The organism is Pseudarthrobacter sp. AB1 (genome assembly GCF_014926485.1).
GTDB lineage: Bacteria > Actinomycetota > Actinomycetes > Actinomycetales > Micrococcaceae > Arthrobacter.
Genome location: NZ_PZKO01000023.1, coordinates 31,595 through 49,701 on the forward strand (window position 1 = coordinate 31,595; position 18,107 = coordinate 49,701).

The following is an 18,107-nucleotide window of genomic DNA, read 5'->3' on the forward strand; positions in this document are numbered from 1 at the left end:
GCCTGCTTGCTCAGTCTTGTCATCCTTCTCCCCTTGGCCGCGGCGGCGCTGATCCTGGCGCTGCCCCGCGCCGAACGGGCCGCCCGTCTGGCCTTCGTGCTGGTGGCCGCCGTCGAGGTGGCGCTCACCGCCGTGCTCTGGGCCGGGTACCGTGACCCGGGTGCCGGCGGGCTGGCCTATGAGGAGCAGCTGCGCTGGATCCCGAACGTGGGCAGCAGCTACCACGTGGGCGTCGACGGGCTCTCGCTCCCGCTGATCGTCCTGACGGCCGTGATCTTCCTGGCCTGCGCCATCTACGACTGGAACGCCACGGACCGGCCGCGGCCCCGGGCGGCGCTGTTCCTCTTCCTGGAGGCCACCAGCGTGGGGCTGTTCGCGGCCCAGGACCTGATCCTGTTCTTCCTGTTCTTTGACCTCTCCATCGTGGGGATGTACTTCATCATCGCCGGCTGGGGTCACGGGGACCGGGCCCGATCGGCGCTCAAGTTCTTCCTCTACACGTTCCTCGGCTCGCTGGCGCTGCTGCTCGGGTTCATCGGGCTTTACCTCGGCGCCGAGCCGCACACCTTCGACATTCCGGAACTGCTCCGCGCCGACGCGCTGCGGAACAACCCTGCCGGGGTGTGGGTCTTGGGTGCGATCGTGGTGGGCCTGGCCGTCAAGACCCCCACGGTGCCGTTCCACACCTGGCTGCCGCCCGCGCACACCGACGCCCCCGCCACCGGCTCGGCTGTCCTGGCCGGGGTGCTGTTGAAGATGGGCACCTACGGTTTCGTCCGGATCGCGATGCCGTTGCTGCCCGATGCGTGGCGGGCCTGGGCGCCGGTGCTGATCACCGTCGGCGTGGTGTCGGTCCTTTACGGTGCGCTGGTGGCCCTGGCGCAGAGCGACCTGAAACGGATGATCGCCTATACCTCGGTGAACCACATGGGCTACATCGTCCTCGCGCTTGGTGCCGCGGGTGCCGCGGGCGAAAGTGCGACGGCGGCGCGGGAGACGGCGGTGACCGGTGCCGTGACGCAGATGGTCAGCCACGGCCTGATCACCGGCGCCCTGTTCCTCCTGGCCGGTGTCCTGCACAGCCGCGCCAGGACCTACAGCATGGGAGCGTTCGGGGGCCTCGCCGCGCCCGCGCCGCGGTTTGCGGCGTTCTTCGCCGTGGGCGCGTTCGCTTCCCTGGGGCTCCCGGGCTTCAGCGGGTTCATCGCCGAGTTCCAGATCTTCGCCGGCAGCATCGGTACCGTCCCGCTGACAGCGATTGCGCTGCCGGGCATCCTCCTCACCGCGGCGCTGTTCCTGCGCGCGCTGCAGCGGGTCTTCACCGGGAGCACCAAGGGTAAGTCCACAGGTTTCCAGGATTTGCGCCCGGCCGAGGCCTGGTCCGCGGGCGGCCTGCTGGTGCTTTCGGTGCTGATCGGGCTATTCCCTGTCCCGCTGCTGGATGTCATTGCCCCGGCCTCGGCGGCGCTCGTCGGCGTGGCAGGAGGCTAGCCGCCGGTGGAGTCGATGAACTCAGGCGCCGACGCGCTGGCCCTGCTGCCGGAACTGTTCTTGCTGGCCGGGGCTGTCCTTGCGCTCTTGACGGGATCGTTCACAGCCCGGGAGCGGCAGTGGATCAGCAGGGTGATCGCAGTGGTGGCCTCGTCCGCGAGCGCCGTGGCGGCCGGCGTGGCTTTCGCCGCCGGGCCGGTGGCTGAGTCCATGTCGGTCTATGACGGCAGTTATATTCTCGACGGCGGCACTGCCGCCGGGCGGCTGGTTGTCGCGCTCTCCGCGCTGCTGGTGATCGCCCTCGGCGTCGACGAGCTCCGCGGTACCGCCCGGGAAAGCGAAACGTACGTACTGATCCTGCTCGCCTCCCTCGGCGCGGTGGTGCTGGCCGGCGCCGCGGACTTGCTGGTGCTGGCGGTGGGCTTCCTGCTCGCCAGCATCCCGCTCTACGCCCTGATCGGGATCGGCGGCACCAAGGCCGGGGCCGAGGCCGCCCTGAAGACCTACCTGCTCGGGGCGCTCTTCGGGATCCTGCTGCTGCTCGGCGTGACCGTGCTGTACGCGGTCTCGGGGACGACGTCGTACGCCGGGCTCCGCGGCACGCTGGCAGCGGCCGCGCCCGCCGTCGTCGGTGTGGGGCTGGTGGGGGTCCTCGCCGGGCTGATGTTCAAGGCCGGGGCCGTCCCGGGTCATTTCTGGGTTCCCGACGCCGCGGAAGGGTCCGGAACTGCGGTGGCGGCGTTCGCTACGACGGTGCCGAAGATCGGCGGCTTCCTGGCCGCGTACCGGCTGCTGGAGATGATGCCCGGCACGGTGCGCTGGCCGCTGCTGATCGCGTTGCTGTCCGTGCTCACCATGACGCTGGGCAACCTGGCCGCGTACACGCAGTCAAACCCGCGGCGGCTGCTGGGCTGGTCCACCGTCAGCCAGGCCGGGTATTTGCTGATGCCTGTTGCGGTGGCCGGATCCGTACCACTTGCCCTGCCGTCGCTCGTGGTGTTCCTGGCCGGGTATGCGGTCACCAACCTCGCCGCGTTCGCCGTGATCGCGGCGTACCCGGACCGGATGGAGCTCCGCGCCTACGAGGGCCTGGCCGCGGCCCGCCCGTGGCATGCTGTGGCGTTGGTGGTGGCGCTGCTCAGCCTGGTCGGGACCCCGCCCACCGCCGTCTTCCTGGGGAAGCTGACAGTGTTCACCGCTGCGTGGGACGGCGGCTTCTGGTGGCTAACGCTTGCGGCCGCGGTCAACACCGTGATTAGCCTCTTCTACTACCTGCGCTGGCTCGCCCCCGCGTTCCGCGCCGCGTCACCGGACTCCCCCGGAGCCGGGGAGTTCAGCCCGCGTCCGTGGGCTGGCCGGACCGCCGTGGCCGGGGCCGTGCTGGTCCTGGTTGTGGGGGTGGGAGCAGGGCTCGCGTGGGCGGCGCTTGGCGGCCTGCCAGCCGGTTAAGCCGCCGGCCGGCGGGCTAAGCGGGATGCGAAGAATGCCGCGGCGCCTGCGGTGACGCGCATCTGCCTCACACCATCTTGGGATACGTGGACAGGATGTAGTCTGTGGCCGCAGGCCCTTTCATGCGGAGCCGTGTGTGTCCGGGGCGGATCCCCTTTTGCTTCATGGCCGCCCAAAATGCGTCTTCGGGACCCGGTGCGCCCTGGGACACGAAGCACCAGCTCGTGTAAAGGCCGTAGAGTCGGTTCCGCCCAAGCGCTGCCCCGGCGTCCGGGTCAAAGGCGGTGGCTTCCTGGAGGAACTGGTCGAAGTGGTCGAAGTCCGAATTCGTCAGGGAAGCCTCGTCCGCGTGGATGGTCGTCATGAAAGTCTCTTCCGCTTGGGGGTCATGCCACCGCGTTGTTGCGGCGGCCAATGCTTGCCTGCGCACACGGCGTCAGGGGGAACCCGGCATCTGCGGAACTGCAGCTTCGGGAGTGGTGTGATCTTGGGGCGGTTCTGGGTCACGCCGCATGAATTTAATCAGCTTCGCGTGACGGGCCGGTACGGCCAGGCGTTCCAGGATTGATTGCCTGTAACGGGCGCTAAACATTGTCTCTACAATGTAGACTTTAGGCGTAGACTACAAGTTAAACAAGCCCATGCGGGTTTGCCAGTGAATTTCCCCATCGATTGGCGCCTCGGCTGAGGGGTCATCCGCCTCTACCTGAACGGAACCCAATGCCACCCGCAGAGAACCCGATATCCGGCTCGACGCACGGCAGCAAGAAGCGGCTCAGTCGTGAAATTGTGCTCTCCGCGGCGCTGGACCTGGTGGATGCCGAAGGGCTTGATGCGCTCACGATGCGCCGGCTTGGGCAGGAACTTGGCCGGGATCCCATGGGGCTGTATCGCTATGCGGAAAACCGCGCGGCGCTGCTCGACGGCGTGTCAGAGCTGGTGTTTGACGAGCTGGCCATTTTTCCTGACGACCCGGACTGGCAGGCCCAGCTCCGGCGCATCGCCCACGATCTTCGCCTCCTGGCGCTCCGGCACCCCAATGTTGTGCCCCTGCTGGTGACCCGCCCTCTGTCCACCCCCTTGGGCCTTCGCCCCCTGGGGACGCTGCGGCCCTTGGAGCAGATCCTGTCGATGTTGATCGACGCCGGCTTTTCTCCGGCCGATGCCCTCCATGTCTACCGCGCCTACTACGGATACCTGTACGGTCACATCCTCAACGAGCTGCAGGAGTTCGTTGTGGATCCGGACGAAAATGAAGCCCTGCTCCGTCTGGGCCTGCACCGGTTGCCGCCAAAGGAGTTCCCGCGCCTGCGCGCCCTCGCCCCCGTCCTGGTCGACTACGACGGGATGGCAGAACTCGACGAGGGAATCACCATCCTGCTCAGTGGCCTGGCCGCCCGCCTCGCCCCTGCCCGCCAGCCGGCGCAGTAACTCCCGGTTTCATCCCGCCGGGCCCCCATCCCGCTGGGCCGCGCTCCCCGGCTGGAGATACTTGCGGATGGAACGCGTGCCCAGTCATGATGGCGTAGCGCACGTCGCGCTGCGGGCTGGGGGTGCGGGGTCCCCTCTGCCGGTTCCAGCGCCCCAGAAGGCCTTCGTTGCTGCATTTTCCTTCCGCCAATTCCGCGGCGCACCGTCCCTCTGACCGCGACGTCGCAATCCTGTGTGGGCTGCTGGACGACGACGTGTGGGCGTTCAGCAATTGCCGGGTGGATGCCCCTGGCAAGCCTGTTGCCGAAATTGACTGGCTTTTCTACAACGTGCGGCACGGGACACTTATGGTCAGCGAGTGGAAGGGTTTCCCGCAACGTGTGGTGTCGGCAACCGATACGGGTGAACCGTGGAGGCTTGCCGGCGGCATGGCGGTCCCCAATCCGATAGAGCAGGTCTCGCGGCAGCTCGATGCGGTCCGCTCAGTCCTGCGGGCCGAGATCCTTCCGCAGCACTTCCCCGCCTTCGATCCGCAGCAGTTGTTGCTTATGCAGAGCGTCTACTCGTCGCAGGTGGACGGGGGGACAGCCATCGAGCGGATCCGCTGGGGCAAGGTGTACGGCAGCCTTCCGGCCTTGGCTGCCGTGATTTCGAACTCGACCAGCCGGTCGCCGCTGGTAATGTCAGAAGAAGGCGCCCGGCTTCGCTTAGCGACTGCGCTTTGTGCGCTGTTCCGCACCACATTACCTGCCGAAGTGAAAGCCAAGCTGCGAGGTTCATTGGCGGGTGGGGACACCGACTTCGTCCAACGGATCAGCGCCATTCACCGGCAGATCGCCGCACTGCACGTCGAACTCGCCGACCTCACAATGGCCGCCCGGGGCTCCGTTACCGTCCAGCCGCGGGCTGCGGCGGCCAAGACCGCCCCGGCGCCTGTATCCCCCACCCTGACCGAGCACCAGCGGATGAACGCCCACCTGGCGCAAAGCTTCCACGGCGTCAACGGCAACTCCGATGCAGCAGCCAAGGCACTGGCGAAAGCATGGAAGCTGGTGCTTGCGGATCCGCTGCTGCATGGAGAGACCGGTATCAGCATCTCCCTTTTCGGGTCCGTGGGGACGCCGCTGGTGAAGCAGCACCACGGTTCGCTGCCCAAGGTGCTGGGTATGCCGCTGCGTAAGTGGTGTGTGCTGCAGGCTCGGGCCGCGGGCATGAAGCCGCTGGACGTTCCAGGGAAGCCTTCGAACATCCGGGTGCGCTGACGCGCGTCGGTGGTTTAGCTTGCCGAAACCCGACCGCGGCGAGCGGTCAAACGGCACCCACCGCGGTTACTCCGGAGCCGGCAAAACGGCCGGAACACCGCCAAATGGACTTGCGCCGATACCTTGTGAGAAACTTCACAGGTTTTGGTGTCGTGCGCCACTTCGTTTACCGACGTATGCGCAGGCACCAACCGCATCACCCATGCTCTTCCTGGAGGGAACCCACACTTATGAGCAATGCTTTATCAGCCATCAACAGCGTGATCTGGAGCGACTGGCTCGTCTATCTCTGCCTCGCCACCGGCGTTTACTTCTCCGTCCGTTCGCGCTTCCTGCAGGTGCGGCACTTCAAGGGAATGATCCAGCAGCTGATCCGGGGTGAGAAGTCCGCCGCCGGCGTCTCCTCGTTCCAGGCTTTGGCCATGTCCCTGTCCGGCCGCGTCGGCACCGGCAACATCGCCGGCGTCGCGACCGCAATCGCCTTCGGCGGCCCCGGTGCCCTGTTCTGGATGTGGATGGTGGCGTTCCTTGGCGCCTCCACCTCGTTCATCGAGTCCACCCTCGGCCAGATCTACAAGACCCGCGACCCGCTGACCGGCGAATACCGCGGCGGCCCCGCCTACTACTTCTCCCGCGGTCTGTCCCACACCAAGGGCGCGGGCTTCTTCAAGGTCTACGGCTACGTCTTCGCAGCCGTGACCGTGCTGGCCTGCGGCGTGCTCATGCCGGGCGTGCAGGCGAACTCGATGGCCACGGCAATCGCCGGTGCCTGGACCATCCCGTCCTGGATAGTCGCCGTCGGTTCCGTCATTGTGTTGGCATTCGTCATCATCGGCGGCGTGAAGCGGATCGCCAGCGTGGCCTCCTTCGTCGTCCCGTTCATGGCCGTCGCCTACATCGTGCTCGCGATGGTGGTGGTCTTCGTCAACGCCGCTCAGCTGCCGGAGATCCTTTCCCTGGTGTTCCGCAGCGCGCTCGGCATGGACTCGGCCATGGGCGCCGTCATTGGCCTGGCCGTGATGTGGGGCGTCAAACGCGGCGTCTACTCCAACGAGGCCGGCCAGGGCACAGGCCCGCACGCTGCCGCCGCCGCCGAGGTCTCGCACCCCGCCAAGCAAGGCCTGGTGCAGGCATTCGCGGTCTACATCGACACCTTGTTCGTCTGCTCGGCCACCGGATTCCTGATCCTCTCCACCGGCGCCTACCGCGTGTTCTCCGGCGGCACCGAGGACAGCGGCGTCCTCGTCGAAGGTGGACTGCTCTCGGCCACGGCAACGGTGGGCCCGCAGTTCGTGCAGACCGGATTCGACAGCGTCTTCCCGGGAGTCGGCGCGGCGTTCATCGCCATCACGCTGATCTTCTTCTGCCTGACCACGGTCTTCGCCTACTACTACATGGCCGAAACCAACCTGCGCTTCCTGGTGGGTAATTCCTCGAGCAGGATCATTCCGGGCGTCAAGGTCAGTGTGGGCCGCCTCGCCACGATGGCATTGCAGCTCCTGATCCTCATCGCCGTTGCCTACGGCTGCGTGAACACCGCGGCCGACGCCTGGACGATGGGCGACATTGGCGTCGGCCTGATGGCCTGGCTGAACATTGTGGGCATCCTGATCCTGCAGAAACCCGCGTTCAAGGCGCTCAAGGACTTCGAGGCGCAGCGGAAGCTTGGCCTCGACCCGGTGTTCGACCCGCGCCCCCTCGGCATCGTGGGAGCCACCTTCTGGGAGTCCTACAAGACGGCCGACCGTGAGAAGGAACCGGCGCGGAACTAGTGCACAGTGCACCGTGCGCCGCGCTGTCTGCGCGGCGCACGGTCACGGGCTGGGTGGCAGGCCGCGCTCGTCCAGTCCTACTCGGCGATGTCCTCCGACCACAGCTCCGGGTAGTCAGCCTGGAAGGTGCGCATCATGTCCACGCAACGCTGGTCGTCCAGGACCACCACCTCAACGCCACGTGACCGCAGAAGCTCAAGTTCGCCGTCGAACGTGTGTGCCTCCCCCACCACCACGCGGGGGATTTTGAACTGGATGATGGTTCCGGCGCACATGGCACACGGGGCCAGGGTGGTGTAGAGCGTGGTGTCCCGGTAGCTCTTCTGCCGGCCGGCGGCGCGTAGGGCGGACATTTCACCGTGCGCTATCGGATCGGCGTTCTGGACCCGTTCGTTGTGGCCGCTTGCGATGACCATACCGTCACGGGCGAGCGCTGCTCCGATGGGGATGCCGCCTTCGCTGAGGCTCTTTTGGGCGGCCTGGTAGGCGGCTTCGAATGCGGGGTGGAAGGCAGCTGGTGCTTCCGGCGCGGCAAACTGTTGCTCGTCGTGGCTCATGGCGCCATTCTCGCATGGGCCGATGCGCGCTGCCTTGGCCCGCCAGCTCCTACGGATGCACCAGCACCTTCACCGCCGTCTCCTTGTGGTTGATCAGGGCGTCGAAGCCCTGCTCAACCAGGTCCTCCAGCGCGATCCTGCCGGTGATGAACGGCTTGAGATCCACCTTGCCCTCCTGCACCAGTTTGATGGCGGCCGCATGGTCCCGGACGTAGGCTATGGTCCCGCGCAGGTCGATCTCCTTCAGCACCAGCTTCTGCATGTCCACCGTGGCCGGAGCGCCCCAGATGGACACGTTGACCACCACACCGGCGGGCCGGACGGCGTCGAGCATGGTGTCCAGCACAGCGTTCACGCCCGCGCATTCGAAGGCGACGTCCACGCCGGTGCCGCCGGTGAGTTCGAGCACCCGCGCCGGGACGTCCTCCTGGCTGGGGTCCAGCACATGGTCCGCCACGCCGCTGGAAACCGCCTTGTCCTTGCGGGCCAGCGTCAGCTCGCTGACGATCGTGGTCACGCCCATGCCCTTGAGGACCGCCGCGGTGAGCAGCCCGATCGGACCCGATCCGCCCACCAGCGCCACGTCACCGGCCTTCACGCCGCTGCGCGCCACCGCATGGTGCGCCACGGACAGCGGCTCGATCAGGGCCGCCTCATCCAGCGGAATATCCCCGATGGGATGCACCCACCGCGCGTCCACCACGATCTTCTCGCTCAGGCCTCCCCCGCCGCCGGAGAGCCCGATGAACCCCATCTTGCGGCACAGATGGTAATTGCCCGCCAGGCAGGAATCGCATTCGTCACAGACAAAATAAGGTTCGACGACGACGTTGTCCCCCGTCGCGAGGCCCGTCACCCCTTCGCCGACTTGAGACACAGTCCCGGAGAACTCGTGCCCCAGAGTCACCGGAGCCTCCTCCCCCGAGAGCGGGTGGGCGTGACCCGGGGCGGGGACGAAGATGGGGCCTTCGAGGTACTCGTGCAGGTCGGTGCCGCAGATGCCGCACCAGGCGACGTCGATCTTGACGGCCCCGGCACGGAGCTCCGGCTCCGGCACATCCTCGATCCTGATGTCCTTGCGGCCATGGAAACGTGCTGCCTTCATGATGGTCCTTCGATTCGGTGAATGTGGGTATCTTGAGGGGTCCAGGGCCGCTGGGTTGCGACCGGACCGCACCCGCCCATCCTTGCACCGGATACAGGTAGGTGGCCAGGCCGCGCAGCGTATGGCCGGCCCTGAGCAGGAGAAAGTGGCTACCGGACGATTTCAGGAGTTCACTCTGTCTGAGAGCCCAAACGCAGCGGCGGGTTGTCGAACAGTGGCGCAAAAAGCTCCAACTCGGTTCGAGGTATCCCGCAGGCATCCGCTGCCTTCCGCCAAGCAGCCAACGCCTTGCGCACGGAGGCGAGGATCGTATCCCGTTGGCTGGGTTGAACGAAGTATTCAGCCGAATCGAGAAGTGCCGCCATGGCGTCGTCCCGGGTGGTCGCTCCGTCAACGGCGGTGCTTCTCTCCGCAGCCAGGTCGGGATTCGGGTTGACGTCGAACGCCGGCGAGAACCGCCAGCCACTGCGCCCGCGGAGGAAGCCATGGTTCCGAAGATGGTCATCTGTATTGTTCACCGCGATATTGAAGGCAATCCTCCGGAACAGTTCTTGGCGGTCGGCTTTCGGTTCCTCGGAGTTCTCATCGATAACGTCCAGAAGATCGAGGTAGTCGCCGTGCGCGCCATCGTTCAGCTCAAGCATTGTCATCGCCGACGAGTAACCGATCCTCCGCTCCCCGTCCCGGTCGAAGCGATCGAGAACGAGGACTGAATCCGTGCCGCCCAGGGGCACAAGCTGGTGCCGGGGAACGGAGATGCCGGCCGCTTCGGCCATTCGCAGCAGGGCCGCTTCCCAGGCTATGACCGCCCAGTGGTCGCCTTGATGCCCAAATTTAGCGATCGCCAACCGGCCGCCGTCTTGTACGGATGCCTTGGGGCGGGCTCCCCCAAGGCTGCCGGTCCCGGCGTCGAGTAGTTTCTTTAGCGCACTCAAGTTGCCTGGATCGCTCTCGACGTCTTGAGCGGCCTGACGGAGCTCGGGAAGCTGCACGAGCTTGGGCACGTCGGTTCCGTCACTCAGGTATTGGCCGTTCCCCACCCGGAACCGCACTGCGCCCTGCCGGGTGCGGTCGGACACCCCCAGGAGGAAGTCCAAGGCAGTGAGCGTCCCGGCGTTCCGGCCGAACTGTCGCGCCTCCGCCTGGAGCCGTTTCGTGATGATGTGGCGTCCCCAGCGGTCTGGTGACGCGTCGTCAAAGGCACCGGGGAGACCTTTGACTGCGTGGTTTCCGCCCGAGAGTGGCAGGGCCGGGTCGATCGGATAGGAGCCTGGCAAGGCGAGGTAATCAAGGGCATACGTGAAGTTGGTGGTGACCACTCCCCGCTTCGCCGCAATGAAGGCCCGGCCCACGTTCACAGTGCCTGATTCCATTTCGAGATCGACCTCGATTGGTTCACTCATCGGCGCACTCTCTGCGGCAATTCCTGGTCTGCCCGCGCGCGGCCGAAGTCGCTCTCGTAGGGGTCGAAGGCGACGTTGAGCTGATCTCCGAGGCCGAGGACCCGCGCAACGTCGAGGAAGGCCTCGAAACCGACTCCGAGCTCGCCATGTTCGAGCTTGCGGAGTGTGTTGCGACTGAGCCCGGCGCGGTCGGCCACCTGCTCGGCGGTGAGGCCGAGTAGTTTTCGCCAGGTAACCAGCTGCTCGCCGATTGTGCGCGCAGTCCGCTGCGTCTTTAGGGACGTTCTCTTCGTGGCCACATTTTAGATCCTACCAATAAAGGTCATAAAAATGACCACTAAGTGCTTTAGTGATTGGGTAAGTGACCATAATTTCTCAGAGGACGCATTCTCGGAACACTTCCCGATCGCTCCGTACGCGGGATGTCCGACGCCGGGACCCGGTGAGGCGCTTCCCGCGCCAGCAGCGCCGCCGCACGTACGTCGAGTTCGAAGATCCGGTGGCCGTGGGCGAACGGCAGTTGCTCCCCTAAATAGAGTTGTAGCACCTGCCGGCGACGATTAACCCCTTATCCAAACATGGTCTTGAAAAGTAAAATGAGCCATGATGCTCTTTCCCGCGATCGGCCTCGTCCTATGGATCGCCTTCTTGATCGTTGCGTTCGTCCTTTTCGCCACCATCTGGGGCCTGTCCAACGTCATACTCAGGCTGCTGGGCCTCAAGCCCAGACTCACGGGGCCCCAAGCCGCTGCTAGCCCTAGACGGAACCAGCCGCCGGTTCCGGTCCCTGACCAGGCCCGACCCCGGGTCCCTGTCCGGGCCGGACCACCTCAGGTGGAGCCGGACATCTGGCCCAAATGGACCCCCTCGCGCAGGCTATATATGGACCGCGAGCTGGCGCTCTGGCAGCAGCAGTTCGATGCCCTGGCCCTCCATGAGCCGGACGTAATCATGGCAGCGGCCATCCAGCGGCGCAGCGGCACCACGACCTCCGTGTAGCTCAGCAGTCGTTGAATGGCCTGCCTCTCGGTGAGCTCCTCCCTTGCGGCGTTGGGGGCTCCGCCCAAATGAGCGCTTATCCGGCGGAACCGTCGTTGTGCTTAGCCGGCCGGTACCCTGCCAATTCGGCGCGGACGTCGCCGTCTTCGTGACCGCTCTTCTTGCCGAACGGCAGCACTTTGAGCAGCGGGCCCACGACGGCCATGACGAGGAGTCCCCAGATGATTCCGAGGACAGCAGAGCACAAGGTATTCACGAGCCAGGCAAGGAAGCTGCCCGCCACCGGGATCCCGGCGGCCGGGGTCTCCAGGGCATGGACCAAGTCATAGGGTGCATGCCAGCCGAGGTCGTATGCTCCCTGCAGCATGATGTGGCCACCAACCCACAGCATGGCGACCGTCCCAATAAGGGTGATCGCGGCCAGCACCGAGGGCATCCCCTTGACGAGCAGCTCGCCGAAGCGCTGGGAGCCCGCGGAATCCTTAGCGGCCAGGTGCAGGCCGACGTCGTCCATCTTGACGATGAGTGCGACGGCACCGTACACGAGCACGGTGATCACCAGAGCCACGATGACCAGGATGAACGCCCGGACCCAGATGGAATCACCGGCCACCTCGTTCATCGAGATGACCATGATCTCGCAGGACAGGATGAAGTCGGTGGTGATGGCGCCCTTGACCACCTTGGCCTCCGCCTCCGGACCCCGCTCTACCGCGGGCGCCTTTTCGTCCGAGTGGTCTCCGCGGAGCTTGTGCCAGACCTTCTCGGCACCCTCGTAGCAAAGGTAGGTGCCGCCCAGCATGAGGATGAACGGGATGGCCCACGGGACGAAAGCGCTCACGAGCAGCAGCGCCGGGAGGATGAACAACAGCTTGTTCCGGAGCGAGCCCCAGAAGATCCGCTTGATCATCGGCAGTTCCCGGGATGGGTCCGCCCCGGACACATATTGCGGGGTGACGGCGGCGTCGTCGATCACCACGCCGGCAGCCTTGGCCCCCGCCTTCGCGGCCCCGGCGGCGATGTCGTCCACCGAGGCGGCCGCTATGCGGGCCAGTGCTGCAACGTCGTCCAGCAGCGCGACAAGACCGCCGCTCACTGGTCGATCCCCCTCTGCTTGAGAGTGGGCTGCTGGGCATGGAGGCCTCCGTGGAAGCGCGTGATCGGCATGCTCAGATTATACGGTGGGGGCAGAAGTCGACGGCGGGCAGCCAAAGTGCCGCGGCCGAACTCGAGGCCTTCTGCGGCATTTGGGGAATCAGGGGCCCCAGGAAGGTCGTCGCAGCTACCCCTTGCCCCGAGCCTGCACCAAGTTGGCAAACGGCAGCCGTCCGCAGAGGCTGATGAACTCAGCCTGGTACGCGGCTTCGGTGGAATTTACCTCGGCCGCCTCCAATTCTTTCCAGGCGATGACCAGTGACTGAGAGTCGGCGAGCTGCCACAGCAGCCGCCCGCCCCAATGCCCTACGGGCTTCCCTCGGCCAAAGTCAGCGAGCTCTTGAATGCGCTTTCGGAGTCCCCGGGTACCGGCAGTTCCAGCACCAGCTTTTCCGATGTAGAGGACCTCTGCATCCTCGATCCAATGCGTTTCCAACGCGGCTTGGAACAGGGACGGATCCCGCTTCTTGAACTGTCCGCCCACGCTCTTCGCAAGGAACAGCGGCTGAAATCCCTCTGGTTTGAGCACTGTATAGATTCCGGGTACCTGCGGAACTCGGTTGATTTCCATCTCTCGAAACGACTGGAAGCCTGTGAACCCGTCCTCTTCGAGCGTCTGTTTGTTCATCTGCATTCAGTAATCCTTACGTCGTCGGTTCAGGGATGCCTCACCGCCCGTCTATTTCCGCAGCAGCTTTGGCAGGTACCCTCACCCGCAACCGGAATCCCATAGCTGCGTGCCTTCTTCGCCTCGCCGGATAAGCTGTCCGGATCTGCCGCAACCAAAAGCTTGACTGCTTTGGTGATCGCCGGATGAGGGACGAACCCCGCAGCACGCAGGTCGGCTTCGATGTCGTCACGATCCCTTGACATCTCACCCGTCAGGACGACTTACAGGTCCGAGAGGGCAAAGAGCACACCGTCGTTCGCATCGGCCAAAACCAAAGCTCCGTGCCGCGGAGATAGCCGAACCAACCGCTAAGAGTATCCTCCAGAAACTAAGGGGGAAAGCATGAAACTCACCGCAATCGCAGAACGATCCGGGAAATGGCGGGCTGTCGAAGTCCCCGAGATTGACGGCCTGTTCACGCAGGCCAAACGCTTGGACAAGGTTCCATACATGGTGCGGGACGCTGCGGCACTACTGACTGGCGAACCGGAGGATTCCTTCGAAATCGTCGTCACCGTCAAGATGGATGGCGTACTGGAGCGAGCTGTGGAAGCAGCAGTCCGAGCAGCCGCGCTAGCCGCCGAATCCCAGGTGCAGGCGTCCGCGCTGACACGCCACGCCGCCCACACCCTGACGGAAGAGGGCATGACCGTGCGCGAGGTCGGAACGCTACTTGGTCTGTCCCCACAACGGGCGCAGCAGCTGATCAAGAGCGATCCCGCTGTTTTCGAAGGTCACCGGAATGCCTCGGGCTCCTGGCATCATCTCTTGCACAGAGAGGAGTTGCAGGGAGCTTACATCGTCGCACTGGGGACCATCGGAGAGGACTTTCCCGAAGCGCCCCGGCTGGACTTCCGTTCCTGGCACCCGACTCGGATCCAACGTGGGAACAAGACGGCCGAATGGACCTTTGGAAAATTTGAACCAAAGGAACAGGAAAGCTCTGCCCCGCCTCAATCTACTGGCGTAACTGAAGGCCATAGGTCTCAATAGCGTCGCCGAAGTCTGCCTTCTAGGACGCGGTTCCCAACGTGGCCGAGCGCCTGGCCGAGGACCTAACCATCACCGGCACCGAGCAGGAGAAGTGCCTGCTGGACGGCCTTCAGAACTCCACGCAACGCTGGGACATCCTGGGCCAGCAGGTGTTCTTCGCCGAGCGGGACAGGAACCAGGCGCCCGAGATCGACGACGCTTCCATGGACGGATGGGACAGCTACGCCGCCTCACGCCGCCGCATCACACAGGGCTGGGTGGACGCGAACGTCCACAACGCCGTGGTCCTCACCGGCGACGTCCACCGCAACTGGGCCAACGACGTCAAGGTGGATTACAAGGACCCGGCCTCGCCCGTGGTCGGCTCAACGGTGCTTGTGAGCGCCGCGAGGACCCCGACCCGAGGGCCGAGGGTAACGGCCCGACGAAGCATCGGCCGGTCGATCCGGATCACTTCGAGACCGTCTCCTGACAGGTCTTCCGCCACCTCGCCGAGCGTTGAACAGGCGCAAAGGACGACCTCGCATCCGCCTTCCGGAGTTCAGACAGGTGCCCGGCCAGGACGGCGCGCATGGCCCCCCCTGAAACGTCCTGTCTGGCAAGCACCAGAGCTTCCGGATCCACCCGGTGGACCGTGCGAGCAGAGGGCCTGAGCTCCCGGGACAGGGCCTCGAACGTAGCCACGTGGACCTGTTCCGCGTGAAGGAAACCGATTGCGCCGGGGCCGCCAGGGCGGAGTTCGATCATGGGGGCCGACTGCAACAGAGCACACCCGCAAAGACGCCGACTTTGACCGGCGGTCGGTACACGTGGGACTACGACACCAGGACTCTGGACGGTGAACCCGCCGAGCGGCCAAAGCGCGAGAGCGTCCGCGCAAAACGTGTAGAAATTAATAGCCCAGGACGGGTCGACGGCGGCCTGCCGGTGTTGGGCTTGCCGGAACCGGGTTCGACAAAAGCCCAACCATCGGCGGACAGGCTTACCCAACCGGCATTCCGGCCGTCACCGGGTGTGGTGGGAGGCCAGCAATTCGTCCACCTGTGTATCCGACCTTCCCGGCGTTGCCCCCTGCAATCACTACCCCAGAAGAGCGGCCGATCCTACTTCAGTCGGGCCTGCCGAATCTCGACAGCGACAAAACCTCTATCCCGAACCGTACAAATGCCGTACATTTGCAGATGGAGGCGATCACTATGGCAAGCACAAAAACGCGTCGCTTAGAGCTGCGCACGGACCAGAGCACTGACGAGTTGATCACGGAAGCGGCGGAGCTGCTTCACGTGACAAAGTCTGCGTTCGTAACCGATGCCGCCCGGCAGGCTGCACAAAAAGTCATCTCACGTTCGGACGTCACTCTCATGGCACCCGAGGTCTTCGATGCCATGATGGCATCTCTCGACGTCCCAGACGAGTCCGCAGAACTGGCAGCACTGTCCAAGCTTCCGCGCCTCATCGGTCGATGAGCGGGCCGACGATTCGCGTTGCGAGGCTGGCCCCCGGGCATGATCTGGGGGCCTTTGACTGTGGTGAAGTCGATTACAACAAGTGGCTGACAGACTACGCGGCCCAGGCGGTAGAGGCCGGTGCGAGCATGGTCTACTTGCTGCTCGAACAGCGGCCCGCCCACGACGAACGGATCGTGGGATACTTTGCCATCTGCCCCACGCTCGTAGTCCGGGAAGACATGCCGAAGCCGCTCCAACGGAAAGTACTGCGCAACGCCCCCGGTTGGCTGTTGGCTAAGCTGGCGCTCGACCGCTCCCTGCGCGGCGACAAGATCAACCAGTGGGGGTGGCAGCTTCTCCGTGCGGCGCTCGAGACAATTGTGGGCGCCTCGGATCTCGGCGGCGGCCAAATCATCGTGGTCGACGCCGACAATCCGGGCTTGGTGGACTGGTACACCCGTCACGGTTTTGCTTCAACCGGCGGGAGCAACCTGAGAATGTACATGAAGGTCGCAACGGCCAGGAAGTACCTCGGTTCGGCCACAACCTGAAACGGCACTTACCGGGCAGGAGCCGGCTGGGCTGGCAACGCCGAAACCTCGGCGTCCAGCGGCCTCAGTGGAATGTTTGGAACTGTGATGGACTTGGGTCCGTCGAAGCCCTGCACAAAGACCGTGGCGAAGCTGAGCGTCACCCTCGACGGCTCTTCGGGCAGCTGGCTCTCGAAGTTGAGGGTTCCCCTGCGCTGCCCGCCTGCCGGTATCTGGGGCTGCCAGTTGCTGCGGAAGGCACTCGCGTCGAAGGTGGTGCCGTCCGGGCCGGTGAGCAGCGCGTTCTGGAACAGCGGCAGGGATATCGAGTTCCTGGTCCCGTTGTTGACGAGGATCTCCACCCGGGTGAAGTGGGCTGTGCTTTGGACGCCCAGGACAGTCACCCTGACTCCCTGCGCTTCGGCCACCACCTGGCTTTCCAGCCGTTGCACACCGTCTTCGTTACCCGAGAAGTAGCCGACGGCGTAGCTCACCCCGGCGGTGACCAGCCAGCCGCCGCCTCCGAGCAGCAGCAACGTCAGCAGCACTGTGACCCCCAGCGGTCGCCGGGGCGCAGGCGCCAGCCCGGGCCCGGGTTCGTGGCCAGCGGGTGGCCGCTGCGGGGCGCCTTGACCCTTCCGGTAATAGCCGAGCGTCTCTATGACCAGGGCAACCAGCAATCCGATGAAGGGGGTGATGAACCACGTCCAGGTGGGCGTCAGCTCGGTGAGGAACGAGGCGAGGCTGTTACCCAAAATCCCGACGACGTTGATGCCGGCAGCGTACATCAGTGCCGTTCCCAGCCGACCCCCGGACGGTTGCGGGGCTGGCCTCGTCCCGTTCTTGCCGCCGCTCCCGTGGGGTGCGCCGTGGCCGCCGTCGGCTTTCCTGTCGATGAACCGCAGCCTGACCTGGCCGAACTGAACCAGGTCCCCGTCAGTCAGTTCCGTCGGCGAGCTGATGCGGTGCCCGTTCACCCAGCTACCGTTCCGGGACTGTTGGTCAGCGAGGAGGGTCCGGCCGTCGGCGGAGGTTAGCAGCGCGTGGCGGCGGCTGACACCTGAGACCGGCAGGCGGATCCGGGAGCCATCGTCGCTGCCGATGGGGACGTCCCCGTGCGGAATGACAATCCTGCTCCCCGCCGCCTCCCCGCTGACGACGATGAACTCATTCCTGGCACCAGGTCCGTCCATGGCTTCCTCGCCCTGCCACCCCCGAGGGCCGCTCGCCCCCAGGAGAACCACCGATTCCGCCGCCGTCCCTTCAGCAAAGGAGGATGACGTAGGAAAAGTCTCCTCCCGGCAGAAGTTCCTGACAAGGTGGCATGTGCTGCCGGGCGTCGGTGGTTGAACCTGTCGAAACCTAACGGAGTCAACAGGTCTTGTCACGCAGTCTCGTCGCCGCCCTGCCGGGTGCCGCCGTCGCCGTTTCAACAGCGGACGACGCCGGCCTCCGCACCGATCCCTTCCTGCTGGGCATCGCCTCGGGCGAGCCATGGCCGGACGGCTTCGTGATCTGGACCCGCCTCGCGGTGGATCCTATTGCAACCCGCGCGACCACCAGGGCCCCGAGACCGCCAGCCTGGCCGGGTACCGGCAGCGGCACGCACAATACAAGTCCGACGCCGACCTGCAGGCCGCGCACGCCATCGCACCATGGCTGGTGGTCTGGGATGACCACGAGGTGGACAACAACTGGGCCGACGAGGTTCCGGAGAACAAGGACGCCAACCAGCTCAACGACACCACCGAGCGGTTCCGGCAGCGCCGAACCGCCGCATTCCAGGCCTACTACGAGAACATGCCGCTGCGGGCATCCTCCGTGCCGGCCGGATTCGATATG

17 protein-coding genes and 2 pseudogenes are annotated in these 18,107 nt (G+C 65.3%); 11 read left to right on the top strand and 8 right to left on the bottom strand.

The window, feature by feature from the left end; all coding sequences use genetic code 11:
• The first annotated feature begins 6 nt into the window (after window positions 1-6).
• Together DAD99_RS07710 and DAD99_RS07715 are read left to right on the top strand one after the other, a co-directional pair.
• Window positions 7-1,491: a NuoM family protein gene (locus DAD99_RS07710; protein WP_193341042.1), complete on the top strand. Its 1,485-nt coding sequence runs from the start codon at window positions 7-9 to the stop codon at window positions 1,489-1,491.
• A 15-nt stretch (window positions 1,492-1,506) separates the two neighbouring features.
• On the top strand, window positions 1,507-2,940 hold the full coding sequence (locus tag DAD99_RS07715) for an NADH-quinone oxidoreductase subunit N (protein WP_193341043.1): 1,434 nt from the start codon (window positions 1,507-1,509) through the stop codon (window positions 2,938-2,940).
• Between the two features lie 67 nt (window positions 2,941-3,007).
• Here DAD99_RS07715 and DAD99_RS07720 read toward each other — a convergent pair whose 3' ends face one another.
• On the bottom strand, window positions 3,008-3,304 hold the full coding sequence (locus DAD99_RS07720) for a hypothetical protein (RefSeq protein WP_193341044.1): 297 nt from the start codon (window positions 3,302-3,304) through the stop codon (window positions 3,008-3,010).
• Window positions 3,305-3,660: 356 nt separating this feature from the next.
• On the opposite strand from DAD99_RS07720, the gene DAD99_RS07725 reads away from it, so the two are divergent.
• From DAD99_RS07725 to DAD99_RS07735, 3 genes are all read left to right on the top strand, one after another.
• Window positions 3,661-4,371, top strand: coding sequence for a TetR/AcrR family transcriptional regulator C-terminal domain-containing protein (locus DAD99_RS07725; RefSeq protein ID WP_193341045.1), 711 nt, complete (start codon window positions 3,661-3,663; stop codon window positions 4,369-4,371).
• A 167-nt stretch (window positions 4,372-4,538) separates the two neighbouring features.
• A complete protein-coding gene (locus tag DAD99_RS07730; protein WP_193341046.1) occupies window positions 4,539-5,633 on the top strand; it encodes a hypothetical protein in 1,095 nt (364 codons plus the stop codon).
• A 230-nt stretch (window positions 5,634-5,863) separates the two neighbouring features.
• The gene (locus tag DAD99_RS07735) at window positions 5,864-7,405 is read left to right on the top strand and encodes a sodium:alanine symporter family protein (protein ID WP_193341047.1); all 1,542 of its coding nucleotides are present in this window, start codon (window positions 5,864-5,866) and stop codon (window positions 7,403-7,405) included.
• A gap of 77 nt (window positions 7,406-7,482) precedes the next feature.
• Here DAD99_RS07735 and DAD99_RS07740 read toward each other — a convergent pair whose 3' ends face one another.
• The 4 genes from DAD99_RS07740 to DAD99_RS07755 form a co-directional block, all read right to left on the bottom strand.
• Entirely contained in the window at window positions 7,483-7,962 is a 480-nt protein-coding gene (locus tag DAD99_RS07740) for a nucleoside deaminase (protein ID WP_193341048.1), read from the bottom strand.
• Between the two features lie 49 nt (window positions 7,963-8,011).
• Entirely contained in the window at window positions 8,012-9,067 is a 1,056-nt protein-coding gene (locus DAD99_RS07745) for a 2,3-butanediol dehydrogenase (protein ID WP_193341049.1), read from the bottom strand.
• A 170-nt stretch (window positions 9,068-9,237) separates the two neighbouring features.
• Window positions 9,238-10,470, bottom strand: a complete 1,233-nt coding sequence (locus tag DAD99_RS07750) for a type II toxin-antitoxin system HipA family toxin (RefSeq protein ID WP_193341050.1) — start codon at window positions 10,468-10,470, stop codon at window positions 9,238-9,240.
• Window positions 10,467-10,769, bottom strand: a complete 303-nt coding sequence (locus DAD99_RS07755) for a helix-turn-helix domain-containing protein (RefSeq protein ID WP_193341051.1) — start codon at window positions 10,767-10,769, stop codon at window positions 10,467-10,469. Before DAD99_RS07755 ends, DAD99_RS07750 begins: the two co-directional genes overlap by 4 nt.
• 304 nt (window positions 10,770-11,073) lie before the next feature.
• Between DAD99_RS07755 and DAD99_RS07760 the strand changes: the two genes are divergently transcribed.
• Window positions 11,074-11,469, top strand: coding sequence for a hypothetical protein (locus tag DAD99_RS07760; protein ID WP_193341052.1), 396 nt, complete (start codon window positions 11,074-11,076; stop codon window positions 11,467-11,469).
• A 76-nt stretch (window positions 11,470-11,545) separates the two neighbouring features.
• On the opposite strand, the gene DAD99_RS07765 is transcribed toward DAD99_RS07760, so the two are convergent.
• Window positions 11,546-12,565, bottom strand: coding sequence for a DUF808 domain-containing protein (locus tag DAD99_RS07765; RefSeq protein WP_193341053.1), 1,020 nt, complete (start codon window positions 12,563-12,565; stop codon window positions 11,546-11,548).
• Window positions 12,566-12,751: 186 nt separating this feature from the next.
• Window positions 12,752-13,258, bottom strand: coding sequence for a hypothetical protein (locus tag DAD99_RS07770; RefSeq protein WP_193341054.1), 507 nt, complete (start codon window positions 13,256-13,258; stop codon window positions 12,752-12,754).
• Window positions 13,259-13,636: 378 nt separating this feature from the next.
• Between DAD99_RS07770 and DAD99_RS07775 the strand changes: the two genes are divergently transcribed.
• The 4 genes and pseudogenes from DAD99_RS07775 to DAD99_RS07790 all read left to right on the top strand — a co-directional run bounded on the left by DAD99_RS07775 (window position 13,637) and on the right by DAD99_RS07790 (window position 16,286).
• Window positions 13,637-14,287 (top strand): hypothetical protein, encoded by a 651-nt coding sequence (locus DAD99_RS07775; protein ID WP_193341055.1) that lies wholly within the window; start codon window positions 13,637-13,639, stop codon window positions 14,285-14,287.
• A gap of 35 nt (window positions 14,288-14,322) precedes the next feature.
• Window positions 14,323-14,694: pseudogene (locus tag DAD99_RS22270) on the top strand (alkaline phosphatase D family protein); the annotation flags it as partial.
• Between the two features lie 789 nt (window positions 14,695-15,483).
• A complete protein-coding gene (locus DAD99_RS07785) occupies window positions 15,484-15,753 on the top strand; it encodes a DUF1778 domain-containing protein (protein ID WP_185262807.1) in 270 nt (89 codons plus the stop codon).
• Complete coding sequence (locus DAD99_RS07790) at window positions 15,750-16,286, top strand: N-acetyltransferase (RefSeq protein WP_185262806.1); 537 nt, start codon at window positions 15,750-15,752, stop codon at window positions 16,284-16,286. Before DAD99_RS07785 ends, DAD99_RS07790 begins: the two co-directional genes overlap by 4 nt.
• Before the next feature lie 8 nt (window positions 16,287-16,294).
• Here DAD99_RS07790 and DAD99_RS07795 read toward each other — a convergent pair whose 3' ends face one another.
• Entirely contained in the window at window positions 16,295-17,458 is a 1,164-nt protein-coding gene (locus DAD99_RS07795; RefSeq protein WP_193341056.1) for an FHA domain-containing protein, read from the bottom strand.
• A 188-nt stretch (window positions 17,459-17,646) separates the two neighbouring features.
• On the opposite strand from DAD99_RS07795, the pseudogene DAD99_RS22100 reads away from it, so the two are divergent.
• A pseudogene (locus tag DAD99_RS22100) lies at window positions 17,647-18,107 on the top strand (alkaline phosphatase D family protein); the annotation flags it as partial.

Coding starts and splice junctions, on each gene's coding strand:
- DAD99_RS07715 (WP_193341043.1), top strand. CDS start 1,507: ATGAACTCAGGCGCCGACGCGCTGGCCCTGCTGCCGGAACTGTTCTTG.
- DAD99_RS07720 (WP_193341044.1), bottom strand. CDS start 3,304: ATGACGACCATCCACGCGGACGAGGCTTCCCTGACGAATTCGGACTTC.
- DAD99_RS07725 (WP_193341045.1), top strand. CDS start 3,661: ATGCCACCCGCAGAGAACCCGATATCCGGCTCGACGCACGGCAGCAAG.
- DAD99_RS07735 (WP_193341047.1), top strand. CDS start 5,864: ATGAGCAATGCTTTATCAGCCATCAACAGCGTGATCTGGAGCGACTGG.
- DAD99_RS07740 (WP_193341048.1), bottom strand. CDS start 7,962: ATGAGCCACGACGAGCAACAGTTTGCCGCGCCGGAAGCACCAGCTGCC.
- DAD99_RS07745 (WP_193341049.1), bottom strand. CDS start 9,067: ATGAAGGCAGCACGTTTCCATGGCCGCAAGGACATCAGGATCGAGGAT.
- DAD99_RS07750 (WP_193341050.1), bottom strand. CDS start 10,470: ATGAGTGAACCAATCGAGGTCGATCTCGAAATGGAATCAGGCACTGTG.
- DAD99_RS07760 (WP_193341052.1), top strand. CDS start 11,074: ATGATGCTCTTTCCCGCGATCGGCCTCGTCCTATGGATCGCCTTCTTG.
- DAD99_RS07770 (WP_193341054.1), bottom strand. CDS start 13,258: ATGCAGATGAACAAACAGACGCTCGAAGAGGACGGGTTCACAGGCTTC.
- DAD99_RS07775 (WP_193341055.1), top strand. CDS start 13,637: ATGAAACTCACCGCAATCGCAGAACGATCCGGGAAATGGCGGGCTGTC.
- DAD99_RS07785 (WP_185262807.1), top strand. CDS start 15,484: ATGGCAAGCACAAAAACGCGTCGCTTAGAGCTGCGCACGGACCAGAGC.
- DAD99_RS07790 (WP_185262806.1), top strand. CDS start 15,750: ATGAGCGGGCCGACGATTCGCGTTGCGAGGCTGGCCCCCGGGCATGAT.
- DAD99_RS07795 (WP_193341056.1), bottom strand. CDS start 17,458: ATGGACGGACCTGGTGCCAGGAATGAGTTCATCGTCGTCAGCGGGGAG.